This is a genomic window from Microbacterium luticellae, assembly GCF_050408645.1.
Lineage (GTDB): Bacteria > Actinomycetota > Actinomycetes > Actinomycetales > Microbacteriaceae > Microbacterium.
Map to the genome: position 1 here is coordinate 572,608 of NZ_JBNTKE010000001.1, position 15,016 is coordinate 587,623.

A 15,016-nucleotide genomic window follows, 5' to 3' on the forward strand; every position below is an offset into this window, starting at 1 on the left:
CTGGAATGTGCAGTTCTTCCTGCTAGTTTTCCCGAGAGGGCAAGAAGGGGACGACACAGTGGCACAGACAACACAGAGAGAATCCGTCGCACGAGTGCGCGAGAGTAGTCACGCGCGCGTCGTCATTATCGGCGGCGGTATTAACGGCATTGCAGCATTCCGCGACCTGGCGATGCAGGGCATCGACGTGCTGCTCGTCGAGCGCGCCGACTTTGCTTCGGGTGCGTCATCGGCCTCGAGCCACATGATTCACGGCGGCATCCGGTACCTGGAAAATGGCGAATTCCGGCTGGTAAAAGAGTCGGTACAGGAGCGCAACGACCTGCTGCGCACAGCACCCCACTATGTGCGCCCCCTTCGCACGACGATTCCCATCTACTCCACTTTTTCGGGCATTCTCTCGGCCCCACTGCGTTTCTTGACCCACGGGCAAGGAAAACCGCGTGAGCGCGGTGCTCTGCTCATTAAGACCGGCCTTGTGCTGTACGACACGTTCTCGCGCGATGGTGGAACAGTGCCTCGGCATCACTTTGTCGGACACGAAAAGTCGCTGCGACAGCTGCCGAAGCTCGACCCGCGGGTCAAGTACACGGCCACTTATTACGATGCCTCGGCGCACGACCCCGAACGGCTCGCGCTCGATGTGCTGCACGATGGCCGCCGTGCTGGTGGTGTCGCACTCAACTATGTCGAGGCCGTGGGGCTTTCGAGCGACGGCGTGGAGTTACTCGACCACGAGTCGGGCGAACGCTTTACCGTCGGCACAGACATTGTTGTTAATGCGTCCGGCCCCTGGACAGATATCACTAATGAGGCTCTCGGCACGCCGACAGCATTTATGGGTGGCACAAAGGGTTCGCACATTGTTTTGGATCATCCAGAGCTCTTAGAGGCAACGGCGGGGCGCGAAATATTCTTCGAACACTCGGATGGCCGCATCGTGCTGATTTATCCGCTGAAGGGGCGTGTGCTGGTCGGAACAACCGACATCAATGCTGACCCGCGCGAACCCGCCGTGTGCACCGAAGAAGAAATCGACTACTTTTTTGATCTCATCGGGCACGTGTTTCCGGCCATCGAAGTCGACCGTTCGCAGATCGTCTATCGGTTCTCGGGCATTCGCCCACTCCCGCATCATGACGACACCGCGCCGGGCTTTGTGTCGCGTGACTACCGGATCGAGCATCGACACGATGCCGGCACTCCCCCTGTCCTCAGCCTCGTGGGCGGTAAATGGACCACGTTCCGGGCGCTCGGCGAAAGCCTGGCTGACCGTGTACTCGAAGAACTCGGGGCGCCGCGCCGCTGCAGCACAAAGGGCGTGCGTATTGGTGGCGGCAACGGCTTTCCGCGCACGCCGCGCCGCCGACGTCAGTGGCTTAACGAGACGGTAGGCGATACGCCTCGCGGTCATGTGCTGCTGGAGCGTTATGGCACGCGTGCCGCGCATGTAGGAGAGTTTCTCGCCGAGGGCGATGATGCTCCCCTGCTGGGCGATACGCTCTCGACCCGCGAAGTTCTGTGGATGATCGACCACGAAGATGCACGACACATCGGTGACATCATCTTTCGCCGCACAGACCTGGCGTTCACTGGCCATACGGATGCCGCCACTCTCCGCGCGGTCGCCGAAGCCATGGCGGTTGCACTCGACTGGGATGCTGACCGCGTCGACGAAGAAATAGGTCTCGTCGTCGACCAGCTATGCCGCTACCATGGCGTCACGGTCGACGAAGTTACCGCGGCGTCATCACAGTAACGGGCGCCGCAGTAACGCGGGCGTGGTTTAGCCCTTGCCGAAGAGCTTCTGGATTTCGGCAAGGTCGGCCTCGCTGGGTTCTTTCGCCGCGCCGAGACCAAAGCCCGACCCGGTGGCCTGGGTGTTGTTGACCGCGAGACCCGCGTTCTCGGCAGCCCGCTTTGCGGGGTTACCCGATCGCGAGCCACTCTTGGCTTTTCCTTTGCCTTTACCCTTGCGTTTTGCCGAAGCCCCGGGCTTACCCATCCCCGGCATGGGACCCATACCCGGAATCTGTGGGGTTCCGCCCCGCGCAACGGTTTTCATCATCTTCGCGGCCTGCTCAAAGCGCGCCACCAGCTGGTTAACGTCGGTGACGGTCATGCCCGAACCCTGAGCAATACGCAGACGACGCGACCCATTCAGCAGCTTCGGATTGCGGCGCTCGGCCGGAGTCATCGAGCGGATAATCGCCTCGGTGCGATCAATCTCGCGGTCATCAAAGTCGTCGAGCTGCTGCTTCATTTGCCCCATACCCGGCAGCATGCCGAGCATCTTTTTCATGGAGCCCATCTTTTTCAGCTGCTGCATCTGGTCAAGAAAATCTTCTAGCGTGAAGGTTTCCGTCGCCAGTTTCTCGGCAACCTTGGCGGCTTCTTCTTCGTCAAACGCCTGCTGTGCCTGCTCAATCAGCGTGAGCACATCACCAAGGTCGAGGATACGGCTCGCCATGCGGTCGGGGTAGAAAGGCTCGAGGTCGTCGAGGGTCTCGCCCGTGGACGCAAAAATAATCGGTCGGCCGGTGACCGACGCAACAGAAAGCGCGGCACCACCGTGGGCGTCACCATCGAGCTTCGACAACACAACGCCGGTAAAGTCAACACCCTCTTGGAAAGCTTTGGCGGTGTTGACGGCGTCTTGACCAATCATGGCGTCAATAACGAAGAGCACTTCGTCGGGTGACACAGCACGGCGAATATCGGATGCCTGCCGCATAAGTTCTTCGTCGACACCCAGGCGGCCAGCGGTGTCAATGATGACAACATCGTGCTGTTGCCTGCGGGCATGCTCGACACCGTCACGAGCAACCCGCACGGGGTCGCCCACACCATTGCCTGGCTCGGGCGCAAAAATCGTTGCGCCTGCCTGCTCTGCCACAACAGAAAGCTGGTTAACCGCATTGGGCCGCTGAAGGTCGCAGGCAACCAGCAGCGGAGTGTGACCTTCGCCACGTAGCTGCTTGGCAAGCTTGCCGGCAAATGTTGTTTTACCCGACCCTTGCAGCCCGGCCAGCATAATCACCGTCGGCGGAGTCTTCGAGAACTCTAGACGCCGCTGCTCGCCACCAAGAATGCCGACGAGTTCATCGTTAACTATCTGCACGACCTGCTGCGCCGGGTTTAGCGCACGGCTCACTTCTTCACCCAGAGCCCGCTCGCGCACGGTGGCAGTGAACTCTTTCACCACCGGCAGCGCAACGTCGGCGTCGAGCAGGGCACGCCGAATCTCGCGAACAGTACCGTCAACGTCAGCCGCGCTCAGCTTTCCTTTTGTCCGCAGATTGCGGAAGGTTTCGGTGAGGCGATCAGAAAGGGTTCCAAAAGTAGCCATGGTGGCTTCGAGTTTACGCGAGGTCTTCGCCTGTGGTGACACCGCGTGGCGTTACAGTCACGGCGCGTAGTTACGGTGCCGACCGGGCAGCCGCATCCGGAATCGGCTGTTACCAGGTAAGCGCAGCCGCAGCTGACAGTGCTCGCGTCACCAGGCTCTCGAGATCGGTCACGCCCGCGCCCTCGGCGGCCCACTGCCACAGGGCTGCCGTGACGGTCGCGGCTAATGCGGCCGCGCTCACCTCAGCAATCAGCGATTCGCCGCCGCTGGCGCGAATAACCTGTGCCACAACACCGGCAAGACGAGCATGGCGCACCGCTGATTCGTATCGCAGTTCTTCTTCAAGACCCATGGCCGCAGCGTTGCGCATCGCCAATGCGAGCGCGTCGGGAGTGAATCCCGCAACCGCTGCACGCAGCACCGTGCTCACGTCGTCAACAGTTGCCGGAGTAGGCAGCGCTCGCAACCGTGTTATTGCGTCGTCGAGTCGTTCGTCAAACGCAGCCCACAGCACGTGTGATTTTGAGTCGAAGTAGTTAAAAAAGCTCGACCGGCTCACACCGACTCGCTGGGCAATATCGGCTACCGATGTTGCTTCGTACCCCTGTTCGAGAAACAACTCACAGGCGGCTTCTGCGAGGGTTTCGCGGGATGACACGCGAGGGCGCCCGGCACGGATGTCAGCAGACATGTCTTTACCGTACCCACACCGCGTGTAATTGCGATACCTCGAAGACTCATGCATATTATTAGACTGCATCCAATAATCCCCCACGAAGGGCCACGCATGCTCGATATCCAGGTGGCTGGACTTGATCCGTATTTCGTTTCTTACCGTGACGGATGGGATCTCCAGCGCCGCATCCACGCAGAAATTGTGAGCGGGCAACGCAAAGACACGCTCATTCTCCTCGAACACAATCCGGTTTATACCGCAGGTAAACGCACCGAAGACCACGAACGACCGCGTGACGGCACAGAAGTGATCGATGTTGATCGTGGCGGCAAAATTACGTGGCACGGCCCCGGGCAGCTGGTCGGCTACCCCATTTTTCGGTTGCACGAACCGATCGACGTGGTTGCGCATGTGCGACGCCTCGAAACTCTCCTCATCGAGGTTCTGCGCCCGTGGGGTGTGGATGGCTACCAGATCAGCGGCCGCAGCGGCGTGTGGGTACGACGCCCGCTGTCTGAAGACAAAGTGGCGGCCATTGGTGTTCGGGTTCAGCGCGGTGTCACTATGCACGGCTTCGCCATCAACTGCAACAACACGCTACGAGGCTTTGACGGAATCATCCCGTGCGGAATTACCGACGCCGGTGTGACGACCGTGAGCGAAGTAACCGGCAACGACGTAGCACCCCGTGACCTTATCGATTCTGTTTCTACGGCCTTTCGCGCCGCTTACTCTGTACAGGAGGCAGCATGAGCACTGCACCCGAGGGTCGCAAGCTACTGCGGCTAGAAATTCGCAACGCGCAGACGCCGATCGAGCGCAAGCCCGAGTGGATTCGCACGAAAGCGAAAATGGGGCCCGAATACCAGGCTCTGCATTCGCTCGTGAAGAACGAGGGGTTACACACGGTGTGCCAAGAGGCAGGCTGTCCCAATATTTACGAGTGCTGGGAAGACCGCGAAGCAACGTTCCTGATCGGCGGTTCACAGTGCACCCGACGCTGTGACTTTTGCCAGATCGACACGGGCAAACCGGCAGAATACGATACAGACGAACCGCGTCGTGTGGCTGAGAGTGTGCAGCAGATGCAGCTGCGCTATGCCACGGTCACATGTGTCGCGCGCGATGATCTTCCGGATGGTGGCGCGTGGCTGAATGCCGAAACAGTGCGCAAGATTCACGAGCTTAACCCCAATACGGGGGTTGAGTTGCTCGCCACCGATTTTAACGGCGATCCCGCTCAGCTTGGTGAAGTGTTCTCGTCACGCCCCGAGGTTTTTGCCCACAACGTCGAGACGGTGCCGAGAATTTTCAAGCGGGTGCGCCCGGCGTTCAGCTACGACCGCTCACTCGGTGTGCTCACGCAGGCGCGGCAGGCGGGGCTCATCACGAAGTCGAACCTGATTTTGGGTATGGGTGAAGAGCCCGAAGAGGTAACGCAGGCTCTGCACGATCTGTACGACGCCGGATGCGACATCGTCACGATCACGCAATACCTGCGCCCCTCGCCCCGACACCTTCCGGTGGCGCGCTGGGTGAAGCCGCAGGAGTTCGTCGAGTTTAAAGAAGAGGCCGAGCGCATCGGTTTTCTGGGCGTGCTTTCTGGCCCGCTCGTGCGTTCGTCGTACCGTGCCGGAAGGTTGTGGGCACAGTCGATGCTCTCGAAGGGGCTGCCGATTCCTGAGCACCTCGCGCACATTGCCGACAGTATCGACGAGGGGTTTGCGCAAGCCGTATAGCGAGCCGCGCGCGCTTTTATTCAGAGCCGCTTATTCAGAGCTCACGACCGAGAGCACACTGCCGTCAGCCGAGAAGTTGACGAGCAGTGTGCTCTCGTCGCTATCTTGGTCGAGCAAATATTCGAGCACCGCAAAGGCATCGCTGCCGTCGTGTTCGTCGGCAAGAATCGTCATTGTGAGCATGCGTAGCGAACGAATAATATCTACGGCGTCGTCACCGCTAATGTCAACGAGAAAATCGTAGAGGTCTTCGCCGAGTTCTTCTTGCTGCTGCAAAACAAACTCGGTCACTTCGCTCGTGCGGTCATCAATCTCGGCAAGCATGGCACGACGTGCTGCCATATCGATGTTTTCAATGCCGGTAATGAGTGCTGCCGCAAGATCGAGCGCTTCGGCGACCACGGCATCTTCGTCGGGTGCTGTGAGGTCAACAGTCACAACGTGATCACCGAACTCAACCTCGTCGGTCCAAAAAATTGAGCCGTCGGGCCCCGCGGTCAGTACTCCGAAGTAGTCGTGCTCAATTGCCATAATTCTATAAAACCAGCAGTTGCCGCTGCGCGAAAGAGCCCGCTACTTCTCGGCCAGTAACGATTGCACAAACACGTGCGGGGTAAAGCCGGTGAGGTCGTTAATGCCCTCACCCATACCGAGCAGCTTCACCGGAATACCGGTGCGTTCCTGCACAGAAAGCACGAAACCGCCCTTGGCGGAACCATCAAGTTTTGTGAGCACGAGACCGGTCACGCCCGCGTGTTCGAGGAATGCTTCGGCCTGCACAACACCGTTCTGACCGGTTGTGGCATCAAGAACGAGAAGCACCTCGCTAATGGGTGCCTGTTTTTCTACCACGCGACGTATTTTGGCGAGCTCGTCCATAAGCCCACCTTTTGTGTGTAGGCGGCCAGCGGTATCGATAATCGCGATCTCGATGCCGTGCTGTTTGGCATAGTCGACGGTTTGGAAGGCTACGGATGCCGGATCTTGGCCTTCCTGTTGCGGCCGCACAATCGCTGCCCCGGCTCGCTGTGCCCAGGTGGCAAGCTGTTCGACGGCCGCGGCACGAAATGTATCGGCTGCGCCGACAACCACGCTGCGCTCATAGCCTCGAAGGAACTTGGTGAATTTACCGATCGTGGTTGTTTTTCCCACCCCATTGACGCCCACAACAAGCACGACGGCGGGCCGTTCTGACAGCTTGAGTGTTGTGTCAAAACGCGCAAAATGTTCTTCTAGTGTTTCGCGCAGCATCCGGTGCAGGTCGTGCGGATCCGTCGTGCGGTAACGCTCAACTTTTTCTTGCAGGTCGGTAATAACTTTTTCGGTCACATCGGGGCCGAAGTCGGCCGTGATGAGTGCCGTTTCCAGGTCGTCCCACGTTTCTTCGTCGATTGTGGGTTTGACGAACATTCCGCGCAGTGTGCGCCCGAGTGACCACTTTTCCGCCATGGCTCCAGTTTAGGCGCTCGTGAGTTTATGAAGCTGCACGATCGCCTACCCGCTGCCCCACAACGGCCGAGACACCGTCTTGGCGCATGGATACACCGTAGAGCGCGTCGGCGATCTCCATCGTGCGTTTTTGGTGGGTGATGATGAGCAGCTGTGAGCTCTCGCGCAGCTGCTCAAACACGGCCAGGAGTCGCCCGAGGTTGGCGTCGTCGAGCGCCGCCTCGACCTCGTCGAGAATATAGAAGGGGCTGGGCCGCGCCTTGAAGATCGCGACGAGTAGAGCCACTGCGGCAAGAGAGCGTTCGCCTCCTGACAGCAACGAGAGGCGCTCAATTTTTTTACCGACTGGACGAACCGCCACTTCGATTCCGGTGGTGAGCAGGTCGTCGGGGTTGGTGAGAGAAATGCTGCCGGAGCCACCGGGAAACAATACGGGAAAGACTTCGGAGAACGCCTGCCTGGTGTCTTCGAATGCAGAAACAAAGATTGTTTGCATACGCTCGTCAAGTTCGGCGATGATCGTCAGCAAGTCTTCGCGAGTCTTTGTCAGGTCGGCAAGCTGCTCAGTCAAAAACGCGTGCCGCTGTTCAAGTGCTGCGAACTCTTCGAGGGCGAGCGGGTTAACGCGCCCCAGCTGGGCTAGTTTGCGCTCAGCGGCCGCCAGGCGCTTCTTTTGTTGCGCGCGATCATAGGGCTGCGTTGCCGGGTCACTTTCACCGGCATCGTCGTCGGCATGGGGTTCGTTCGTCGTGGATTCGTCGTCGACGGGCACGGGTTGATCGGGGCCATATTCAGCAATGAGTATGTCTTCGTCGAGGGCAAGTTCGGATGCGGCTCGTTCGAGCACGCCGGTCAGGTGCAGCTTCTTCTCATGAATTTGCAGTTCAAGCCCGTGCACGCTCTCGGTGAGCGCTGTCAGCCGTTCGCGCACCTGTGTTTCTTGTGCGCGCAGGGTGATGAGCTGTTCGTTATGTTCGCTGCGAGCCGCTTCGGCTTCTGCGAGCGCTATTCGTGCTTCTGCGACGGAGCGGTCTAGGGAGTCGAGCACGCGGGGTAGTTCTTCGGCGACGGATGCGGCTGTTTCGCGCTGTGCGCGTCGGATGACGGCACGGCGTGCGGCCTGTGCTGCGGCTTCTTTTTCTTGTTCGCGTTGGCGTTCAAGTGTTGCCACGCGGGCTTCGGCAGCGCGAATGCGTTCGCGGAGCGTTTCGACTTCGAGTCGTGCCTGTACTTCTGTTTCGCGTGCGCGGTCGAGGGCCTCGAGCAGTCCGTCTCGTGCGGAGGCGTCGAGTTGTGGTCGTGGTTCTGCTTCGGCTGTTTCGAGTTCTGTTTTTGCCTGGGTTGCTTTTGCTTGTGCTTCAGCGACGGTGGATTGTGCCTGGTCGAGCGCGGTTTGTAGCCGCTCGCATTCGGCGACTGCCGATTCGTGTTTGACGGTGACGCGGTTGAGCTGTTCGGCGTAGGCGGCGAGCGCTGCGTCGTGTTGTCGTAGTGTGTTTAATGCTTCGCGGGCGGTGGTGCGGGCGCGATCGAGGTTGCGGCTGTGTTCGTCGCGTTCGGTGCGGAGGTTTTGTGCGGTCTGTGTGAGCTGGAGTTTTCGTTCTTCGGCTGCGTCGCGTTCGGCGACGAGTTCGAGGCGTGAGCGTTCTCCTCCAGCGCCTGCGCGCAGTGTCGTGGCGGTGACGACTTCTCCTTGGCGGGTGACGACGGTGATGTTGCTGCCGGTGCTCTCGAGCGTGGTGAAGACGTGTCGGGCGTGTTCAAGGTCGTCGGCGATGACGATGTGGTCGAGGATGGCGAGTATGCCTTCGGGGGCCTGTGTTACGTCGCGTGCGGAGCGGCATTGGGCGGGTAGCGCGGCGTCGTCGTGCGGGCGGTTGTGGTGGGGCTGGGCGACGACAATGTCGACAGTGCCGTATTCGCTGTCGTTCAGCGATGCGGCAATGTCGTAGGCGGTGTCGCTTGTGGTGACGAGGAGGCCTTCTGTGAGTGGGCCGAGGGCGGCGGCGATGGCTGCTTCGTATCCGGCGGTGACGTGGATGGCGTCGCCGACGAGTCCTTCGATGCCTGTGGCTCGGGTTTGTGCGAGTTTGGCTGCTCCTCCGGTGACGGCTATGGCGCTGCTGAGCGCGGCTGCTTTTGCGGTGAGGGCATCGAGTTCGCGTTCGGCTGCGTGGAGTTGTTCGCGAACGGTTTCTAGTGCTGTTTCGTTGAGTTGTACCTGTTTTTGCGCGTTTTCGTAGGCTGTTGCGTGTTCTTCTGAGGTGCCCTGGGGCGCCTCTGTGTCTTGCATGGCGTCGAGAGCTTCGGATGCTTCTCGGCGGCGTGCGTGTGCGGCTTCGAGGGCGTTTTCTTGTCGCAGTACGCCGCCGCGTATGGCTGCGAGCGCGGATGCTGCTGCTTCGGCGTTTCCGCGCAGGGTGGTGATGCGCATCTCGTGGGCCGAGACGAGGGCGCTTTGCTCGGCGATGTCGGCGTCGAGGGCGTCGAGTTCGGCGCGGGCATGGAGCAGTTCGCGGCTGGCCTGGTGGGCGGCTTCTTGTGCGTTGCCGAGTCCGTCGGTGATCGCGGTGATGTCGTTGCGGGCTTCGTCGATGGTGGCCTGGGTGACGGTGATGGTGACGGTGGTGTCGTCGTCGTTGCCGAGGAGTGCGAGTTTTTGATTGGCGAGGGTGTAGAGGCCTCGCATGCGTTCTTGGGCTTGTTCGAGGCTGAAGCTGATGGAGCGTGCCTGGTCGACGGCGGCGCTGTTTTGTTCTGTTTCGTGGCGTGTGATTTCTCGTTTGATGCCGTCGAGTTGGTCGCTGAGTACGAGTCGTTCGGAGTGTCGTTCTTGTTCTGTGCGGGTGTGGTCGGCAAGTGCTGAGCGCAGTGCAACGATGTCGTCGGCGTACAGGCGTGCTTTTGCGTCTCGCACAATGGCAGCGATGGTTTGTGCTTCGCGAGCGATTTGTGCCTGTTTGCCGAGGGGTTTTAGTTGTCGCCGTATTTCTCCGGCGAGGTCGCTGAGGCGGGTGAGGTTGGTTTCCATCGCCTGGAGTTTGCGGAGTGTTTTTTCTTTGCGGCGGCGGTGTTTGAGTATTCCTGCGGCTTCTTCGATAAAGCCGCGGCGGTCTTCTGGGGTTGCTTGTAGTACGTTGTCGAGGCGTCCTTGGCCGACGATGACGTGCATTTCGCGGCCGAGGCCGGAGTCGCTGAGGAGTTCTTGTACGTCGAGGAGTCGGCAGTTTTGTCCGTTGATGGCGTATTCACTGGTGCCGTTGCGAAAGAGTGTGCGGCTGATGGTGACTTCGGCGTATTCGATCGGGAGTGCACCGTCGCTGTTGTCAATGGTGAGCTGTACTTCTGCTCGGCCCAGTGGGCCGCGGGTCGAGGTGCCGGCGAAGATGACGTCTTCCATTTTGCCGCCGCGCAGGGTTTTCACGCCCTGTTCGCCCATGACCCAGGCGAGTGCGTCGACAACATTCGATTTTCCCGACCCGTTGGGTCCGACAATGCATGTGACGCCGGGTTCGAATACAAAACTGGTGGGTTGGGCGAACGATTTGAACCCTTTGAGTGTCAGGCTTTTCAGGTGCATGGAGGCACCTCGTGTGGCGTGACGGTGGCGTGGGGTTTCACGTATCCCACGCTAGCGGAATAGACGCGTTTTCTTGTAGTGGCGGGCGGGAGGGCCGGAATCATCCGCTGGGATGACGCCGGGTGGGCCGTGATCATTCTGTGGGGCGATGACGGCCGGGCGCGCGCTGCAGATGCTAGATGTATGAACGATTTCACAACTGCCCCGGTTCTGGTGGCCGAGGGGCTTTTTCAGGCTTATGGTTCAACGCAGGCTCTTGCCGGTGTTGATGTGTCGGTTGCCGCGGGTGAGTCTGTGGCTATCATGGGCGCTTCTGGTTCGGGCAAAACGACGCTCCTGCATGTGCTGGCGGGAATTATTACTCCGGATGCTGGTCGCGTAACTTTTTCTGGTCCCACGGGCCCAATAGAGGTGACGGCGCTGAACGAGGCCGACCGTTCGCGTTTACGGCGTGAGCGTTTGGGGTTTGTTTTTCAGCAGGGTCTGCTGATTCCTGAACTGACGGCCGTAGAGAACGTGGCGCTGGCGCTCATGATTAATGGCACGTCGCGTGCTGCAGCGATGGCGCACGCTTCGGGCTGGCTGCACAGTTTGGGGTTGGTGGGTATGGAGGAGCGCCGGATCGGTGAGCTTTCGGGTGGCCAGGCCCAGCGGGTAGCTATCGCACGCGCACAGGTGACCGGTGCAAGCATTGTTTTTGCCGACGAACCGACAGGCGCCCTGGACTCACACACTTCGACAGATGTTATGAACGCGCTGCTGTGGTCAACCACGGGGCAGGGACGCACTCTTGTCGTCGTAACACACGACCCGCAGGTTGCGGCACAGTGTGACCGCGCCGTACAGATGCGTGATGGCCGGGTCGAGTCTCACGAGGTGGCAGCATGAACGCGGCAACCATGCGGATGCTTTTGCGACCTGGAGCGGGCTCACGTAGCACGGTCATCATTCCTGCCACCGCTTTTGCACTGGTCACAGCGCTCGTACTTACCGTTGTTGGTGGTGCGCAAACCTTTTGGACCTGGACCGACGACTATGCCCTGCTCTATCAGGTGCTCGCCTCAGTCGCTTTAGCCCTGTTGATTGTTCCCCTCAGCACACTGGGAGGTGCCGCCGCACGGCTGTCCGCACGCCGCCGCGACGAACGCCTCTCAACCCTGCGACTGCTCGGTGTTACCCCTGGCGGTGTGGCCGCTGCAGCAGTAATCGAATCAACGCTCATCGCGGCACTGGGCGTCTTCGTGGGTATCGGGCTCTACTTTGTTCTTGTACCCCTCGTCGGTCTCATTCCTTTTCGCGGCAGCGCGCTGGGGGCTTCGGCCGTCATCCTTCCACCCCTCATGCTGATCGGTATCTCCGTGGCGACCATTGCACTTGCCGCCATCAGTGCCGTGGTTGCGTTGCGCCGCGTAGCCATCTCGCCACTGGGTGTACGCACCCGCCAAATGGCAATGCCGCTGAGCAAACACCGTGCCACCTTCACTTTCGTAGCACTCGTGCTGGCTTTTGTTCTCGCCAAACTCGTCCCTGCAATCGCCACCCCCGTCACCACCGCCGCTATTCTTGGCGGCCTCTTCGCCGGAGTACTCGCTGTGCTCTCGGTCGTGGGGCCATGGGTTCTCAAAGTTACTGCCCAGCGCAAAGCACGCCGAGCAAAAACCGTCGACCGGATGCTGGCAGCCCGAGTGATTACCGACGACCCCAAGGCCGCATGGCGTCAAGTGGGAGGCATCGCCATGGCAAGCTTTATGGCCGTATTCGCCGGCACGGGAGTGGCTCTCATGAACCTTGTCGAATCCGACTTCGCAACACCCGAAGATCTTGCCCTCGTCAGCGATATGCGCACGGGGCTGATCATCACACTCGTGGGTTCCTTCCTCATGGTTGCTGCATCGGTAGGCGTAACACAGGCATCCGAAGTTCTTGATCAGCGTGAGCTGCACCAGAGCCTGCATGCCCTCGGCGTTCCCGCAGAAACCGTGATGCGCGCCCGCCGCCGTGCCGTCATGTCACCCCTACTCATCACATCCCTCGGCTCCGCCCTGTGCGCAGCGCTCATGGTGTTCCCACTCCTGGGCATCACTCTCATCGTTGCCCCACTATCACTGGCTACGATCGCAGCGGTGGTTACTGCAGGAATTGCCCTCGTATGGCTCGGCACCGTCGCCACGCGCCCCCTCATTGCTCGGGAGTTCGCCCACTGACCCACACTGCCACTCACACTTTTTAGCGCTCGCTTTTACCGATTCCATCAAGGAGTTCTCATGATTACCGCCCAGGGTTTAACCAAAACCTACGGCCACAAGGTCGCCGTCAACAACGCATCATTTACCGTGCAACCCGGTAAAGTAACAGGCTTTCTCGGCCCCAACGGTGCAGGTAAATCAACCACCATGCGCATGATTGTCGGCCTTGACCGCCCCCAATCCGGCAACGTCACCATCAACGGACAGGCCTATGCTTCACTGCGCGCGCCACTGCACGAGGTCGGTGCACTGCTCGACGCTAAAGGGGTGCATCCGGGTCGGAGCGCTCGCAGCCACCTGCGGGCTATTGCCGCCACACACCGTATTCCCGAGAGCCGGATTGATGAGGTCCTCGAGCTGACGGGGCTTACTCCTGTGGCGGGCAAACGCGTCGGCGGATTCTCGCTCGGTATGGGGCAGCGGCTGGGAATCGCTGCCGCGCTGCTGGGTGACCCGCGTGTGCTGATTCTTGATGAGCCGGTCAACGGACTCGATGTTGACGGCGTGATGTGGGTGCGCAGTCTTTTGCGTGGGCTTGCCGACGAGGGCCGCACTGTGCTGCTGTCGAGCCATCTGATGAGCGAGATGGCACAGATCGCCGACCACGTGATTGTTATTGCGCAGGGTGAAATTATTGCCGACGCTCCCCTGAGCGATCTGTTGCAGGCACAAACACAGTCGTCGGTGTCGATTAGCTCACCGGATGCCGCACGGCTCGCCTCGGTCGTGATGCAGCAGGTTCCTGACGCGATCATCGAACACACCACCGACCACGGGTTCGCGGTGCGCGGCGTCACCGCGCCGGTGTTGGGATCACTCGCTTTCCAGCACGGTGTTGAACTGCATGAACTGACCCCGCATGTGGGCCAGTTAGAGGCCGCCTATCTTTCACTCACCCAGGGGACAGTCGAATATTCGGCTGCCGACTCCGAGACCCCTGCCGCACAGAACTAGGACGACGATGATGACTACGACAACTGTTACAGAATCCTCTGCTCCCCTGCGCGCAACCACGCGCAACAGCCAGCCGGGCCGCGGTGTCACGCTGGGCGGGCTTGTGCGGTCAGAGTTCATCAAGATTTTTTCGCTGCGCAGCATCCGGTGGGTGCTCGCGGCAAGCCTGGCAACCGGTATTGGTTTGGGTTTTCTGCTTGCACTGATGTGGTCGCGTGAAATGCTCGAGTCGGATGCCGCTAGCCGTACGAGCGAAGAGCTTCAGCAGTATCTGATGATGGCGACAACTGTTTCGTTGCCTTTCCTCGCGCTCATTTTTGGCATTTTGGGTGTGCTGGTGATCTCCAATGAGTATTCCAGCGGACTCATTCAGTCGACGCTCGTGAGTGCGCCGCGACGTGGCAGCGTTTTTGTTGCCAAGGGCCTGGTGCTGATCGCTGTCACTCTGGTCACGGCCGTGCTCATCGTTGCTGCGGCGCTCATCGCATCACTGATTTTTGCTCCGGATGCCGCTGCTGAACTCGTCTCCGCCCGTGTTGTCTCGGGTCTTGTGGGCATGATCGGCTATCTCACACTGCTGACGCTGTTTGCCTACGGTTGCGCGGCACTGTTGCGCAGCACCGCAGCGGCCATCGGAATCGTGGTGGGTGTGGTTTTTGTTGCCCCCATCGTGCTGTCGATGCTGCTGATGACCAGTTGGGAGTGGGTGCCCACCATCGCCCCCTACTTTCCTACTGACCTGGGCAACACGCTGTCGGTGGGTGTGTCATCGCTCGCCGACCTTTCGACCGAGGGGCCTTCCGGCGTCAGCTATCTCACGGCTGTGATCGCAATGGTTGTGTGGGCTGTCGCCACGGTTGTTCCGGCGCTGTTCGTATTCAAGCGCCGCGACGCGTAATGAATTGAAGTTCTGTGAGGGGCTGCGACGGGTCGTCGTCGCAGCCCCTCACAGCGTTCTGCTGCGGCGGTGCTACGTGCAGACGAGTGACTGATAAGTTACGGTCAACGACCCTCTCCCCCGCA

Annotated in this window: 12 protein-coding genes; 7 read left to right on the forward strand and 5 right to left on the reverse strand. The window is 60.1% G+C overall.

The annotated features are described in order from the left end of the window. Nucleotides 1-58 precede the first annotated feature (58 nt). The gene (locus ACQUSW_RS02825) at nucleotides 59-1,759 is read left to right on the forward strand and encodes a glycerol-3-phosphate dehydrogenase/oxidase (protein ID WP_428930740.1); all 1,701 of its coding nucleotides are present in this window, start codon (nucleotides 59-61) and stop codon (nucleotides 1,757-1,759) included. A gap of 27 nt (nucleotides 1,760-1,786) precedes the next feature. Here ACQUSW_RS02825 and ffh read toward each other — a convergent pair whose 3' ends face one another. Both ffh and ACQUSW_RS02835 read right to left on the reverse strand, forming a co-directional pair. Then, entirely contained in the window at nucleotides 1,787-3,349 is a 1,563-nt protein-coding gene (ffh, locus tag ACQUSW_RS02830) for a signal recognition particle protein (RefSeq protein WP_428930741.1), read from the reverse strand. 109 nt (nucleotides 3,350-3,458) lie between these two features. After that, nucleotides 3,459-4,040, reverse strand: a complete 582-nt coding sequence (locus ACQUSW_RS02835) for a TetR/AcrR family transcriptional regulator (protein ID WP_428930742.1) — start codon at nucleotides 4,038-4,040, stop codon at nucleotides 3,459-3,461. A gap of 96 nt (nucleotides 4,041-4,136) precedes the next feature. Here ACQUSW_RS02835 and lipB point away from each other — a divergent pair, with 96 nt between their 5' ends. Continuing rightward, nucleotides 4,137-4,778 carry a lipoyl(octanoyl) transferase LipB gene (lipB, locus tag ACQUSW_RS02840; protein ID WP_428930743.1) on the forward strand — a complete coding sequence of 214 codons (642 nt, stop codon included), beginning with the start codon at nucleotides 4,137-4,139 and terminating at the stop codon, nucleotides 4,776-4,778. Beyond that, on the forward strand, nucleotides 4,775-5,764 hold the full coding sequence (gene lipA / locus ACQUSW_RS02845) for a lipoyl synthase (RefSeq protein ID WP_428930744.1): 990 nt from the start codon (nucleotides 4,775-4,777) through the stop codon (nucleotides 5,762-5,764). Before lipB ends, lipA begins: the two co-directional genes overlap by 4 nt. A 30-nt stretch (nucleotides 5,765-5,794) precedes the next feature. On the opposite strand, the gene ACQUSW_RS02850 is transcribed toward lipA, so the two are convergent. From ACQUSW_RS02850 to smc, 3 genes are read right to left on the reverse strand one after another with little or no spacing between them, the layout of a single operon-like run. Next, a complete protein-coding gene (locus ACQUSW_RS02850; RefSeq protein WP_428930745.1) occupies nucleotides 5,795-6,295 on the reverse strand; it encodes a DUF2004 domain-containing protein in 501 nt (166 codons plus the stop codon). A 42-nt stretch (nucleotides 6,296-6,337) separates the two neighbouring features. Next, nucleotides 6,338-7,213, reverse strand: coding sequence for a signal recognition particle-docking protein FtsY (gene ftsY, locus ACQUSW_RS02855; RefSeq protein ID WP_428930746.1), 876 nt, complete (start codon nucleotides 7,211-7,213; stop codon nucleotides 6,338-6,340). A gap of 25 nt (nucleotides 7,214-7,238) precedes the next feature. Then, complete coding sequence (gene smc, locus ACQUSW_RS02860; protein WP_428930747.1) at nucleotides 7,239-10,793, reverse strand: chromosome segregation protein SMC; 3,555 nt, start codon at nucleotides 10,791-10,793, stop codon at nucleotides 7,239-7,241. A gap of 183 nt (nucleotides 10,794-10,976) precedes the next feature. Here smc and ACQUSW_RS02865 point away from each other — a divergent pair, with 183 nt between their 5' ends. The 4 genes from ACQUSW_RS02865 to ACQUSW_RS02880 are packed head-to-tail and all read left to right on the forward strand — an operon-like array spanning nucleotide 10,977 to nucleotide 14,891. Next, on the forward strand, nucleotides 10,977-11,681 hold the full coding sequence (locus ACQUSW_RS02865; protein WP_428930748.1) for an ABC transporter ATP-binding protein: 705 nt from the start codon (nucleotides 10,977-10,979) through the stop codon (nucleotides 11,679-11,681). Next, nucleotides 11,678-12,997, forward strand: coding sequence for an FtsX-like permease family protein (locus tag ACQUSW_RS02870; RefSeq protein ID WP_428930749.1), 1,320 nt, complete (start codon nucleotides 11,678-11,680; stop codon nucleotides 12,995-12,997). Before ACQUSW_RS02865 ends, ACQUSW_RS02870 begins: the two co-directional genes overlap by 4 nt. Before the next feature lie 60 nt (nucleotides 12,998-13,057). Beyond that, on the forward strand, nucleotides 13,058-13,993 hold the full coding sequence (locus tag ACQUSW_RS02875; protein WP_428930750.1) for an ABC transporter ATP-binding protein: 936 nt from the start codon (nucleotides 13,058-13,060) through the stop codon (nucleotides 13,991-13,993). A gap of 7 nt (nucleotides 13,994-14,000) precedes the next feature. Then, nucleotides 14,001-14,891, forward strand: coding sequence for a DUF2705 family protein (locus tag ACQUSW_RS02880; RefSeq protein ID WP_428930751.1), 891 nt, complete (start codon nucleotides 14,001-14,003; stop codon nucleotides 14,889-14,891). The last annotated feature ends 125 nt before the right edge of the window (nucleotides 14,892-15,016 follow it).

What these genes read in the sequence shown, in the direction of transcription:
- ffh (WP_428930741.1), bottom strand. Translation starts at nt 3,349, where the DNA reads ATGGCTACTTTTGGAACCCTTTCTGATCGCCTCACCGAAACCTTCCGC.
- ACQUSW_RS02835 (WP_428930742.1), bottom strand. Translation starts at nt 4,040, where the DNA reads ATGTCTGCTGACATCCGTGCCGGGCGCCCTCGCGTGTCATCCCGCGAA.
- lipB (WP_428930743.1), top strand. Translation starts at nt 4,137, where the DNA reads ATGCTCGATATCCAGGTGGCTGGACTTGATCCGTATTTCGTTTCTTAC.
- lipA (WP_428930744.1), top strand. Translation starts at nt 4,775, where the DNA reads ATGAGCACTGCACCCGAGGGTCGCAAGCTACTGCGGCTAGAAATTCGC.
- ACQUSW_RS02850 (WP_428930745.1), bottom strand. Translation starts at nt 6,295, where the DNA reads ATGGCAATTGAGCACGACTACTTCGGAGTACTGACCGCGGGGCCCGAC.
- ftsY (WP_428930746.1), bottom strand. Translation starts at nt 7,213, where the DNA reads ATGGCGGAAAAGTGGTCACTCGGGCGCACACTGCGCGGAATGTTCGTC.
- smc (WP_428930747.1), bottom strand. Translation starts at nt 10,793, where the DNA reads ATGCACCTGAAAAGCCTGACACTCAAAGGGTTCAAATCGTTCGCCCAA.
- ACQUSW_RS02865 (WP_428930748.1), top strand. Translation starts at nt 10,977, where the DNA reads ATGAACGATTTCACAACTGCCCCGGTTCTGGTGGCCGAGGGGCTTTTT.
- ACQUSW_RS02870 (WP_428930749.1), top strand. Translation starts at nt 11,678, where the DNA reads ATGAACGCGGCAACCATGCGGATGCTTTTGCGACCTGGAGCGGGCTCA.
- ACQUSW_RS02875 (WP_428930750.1), top strand. Translation starts at nt 13,058, where the DNA reads ATGATTACCGCCCAGGGTTTAACCAAAACCTACGGCCACAAGGTCGCC.
- ACQUSW_RS02880 (WP_428930751.1), top strand. Translation starts at nt 14,001, where the DNA reads ATGATGACTACGACAACTGTTACAGAATCCTCTGCTCCCCTGCGCGCA.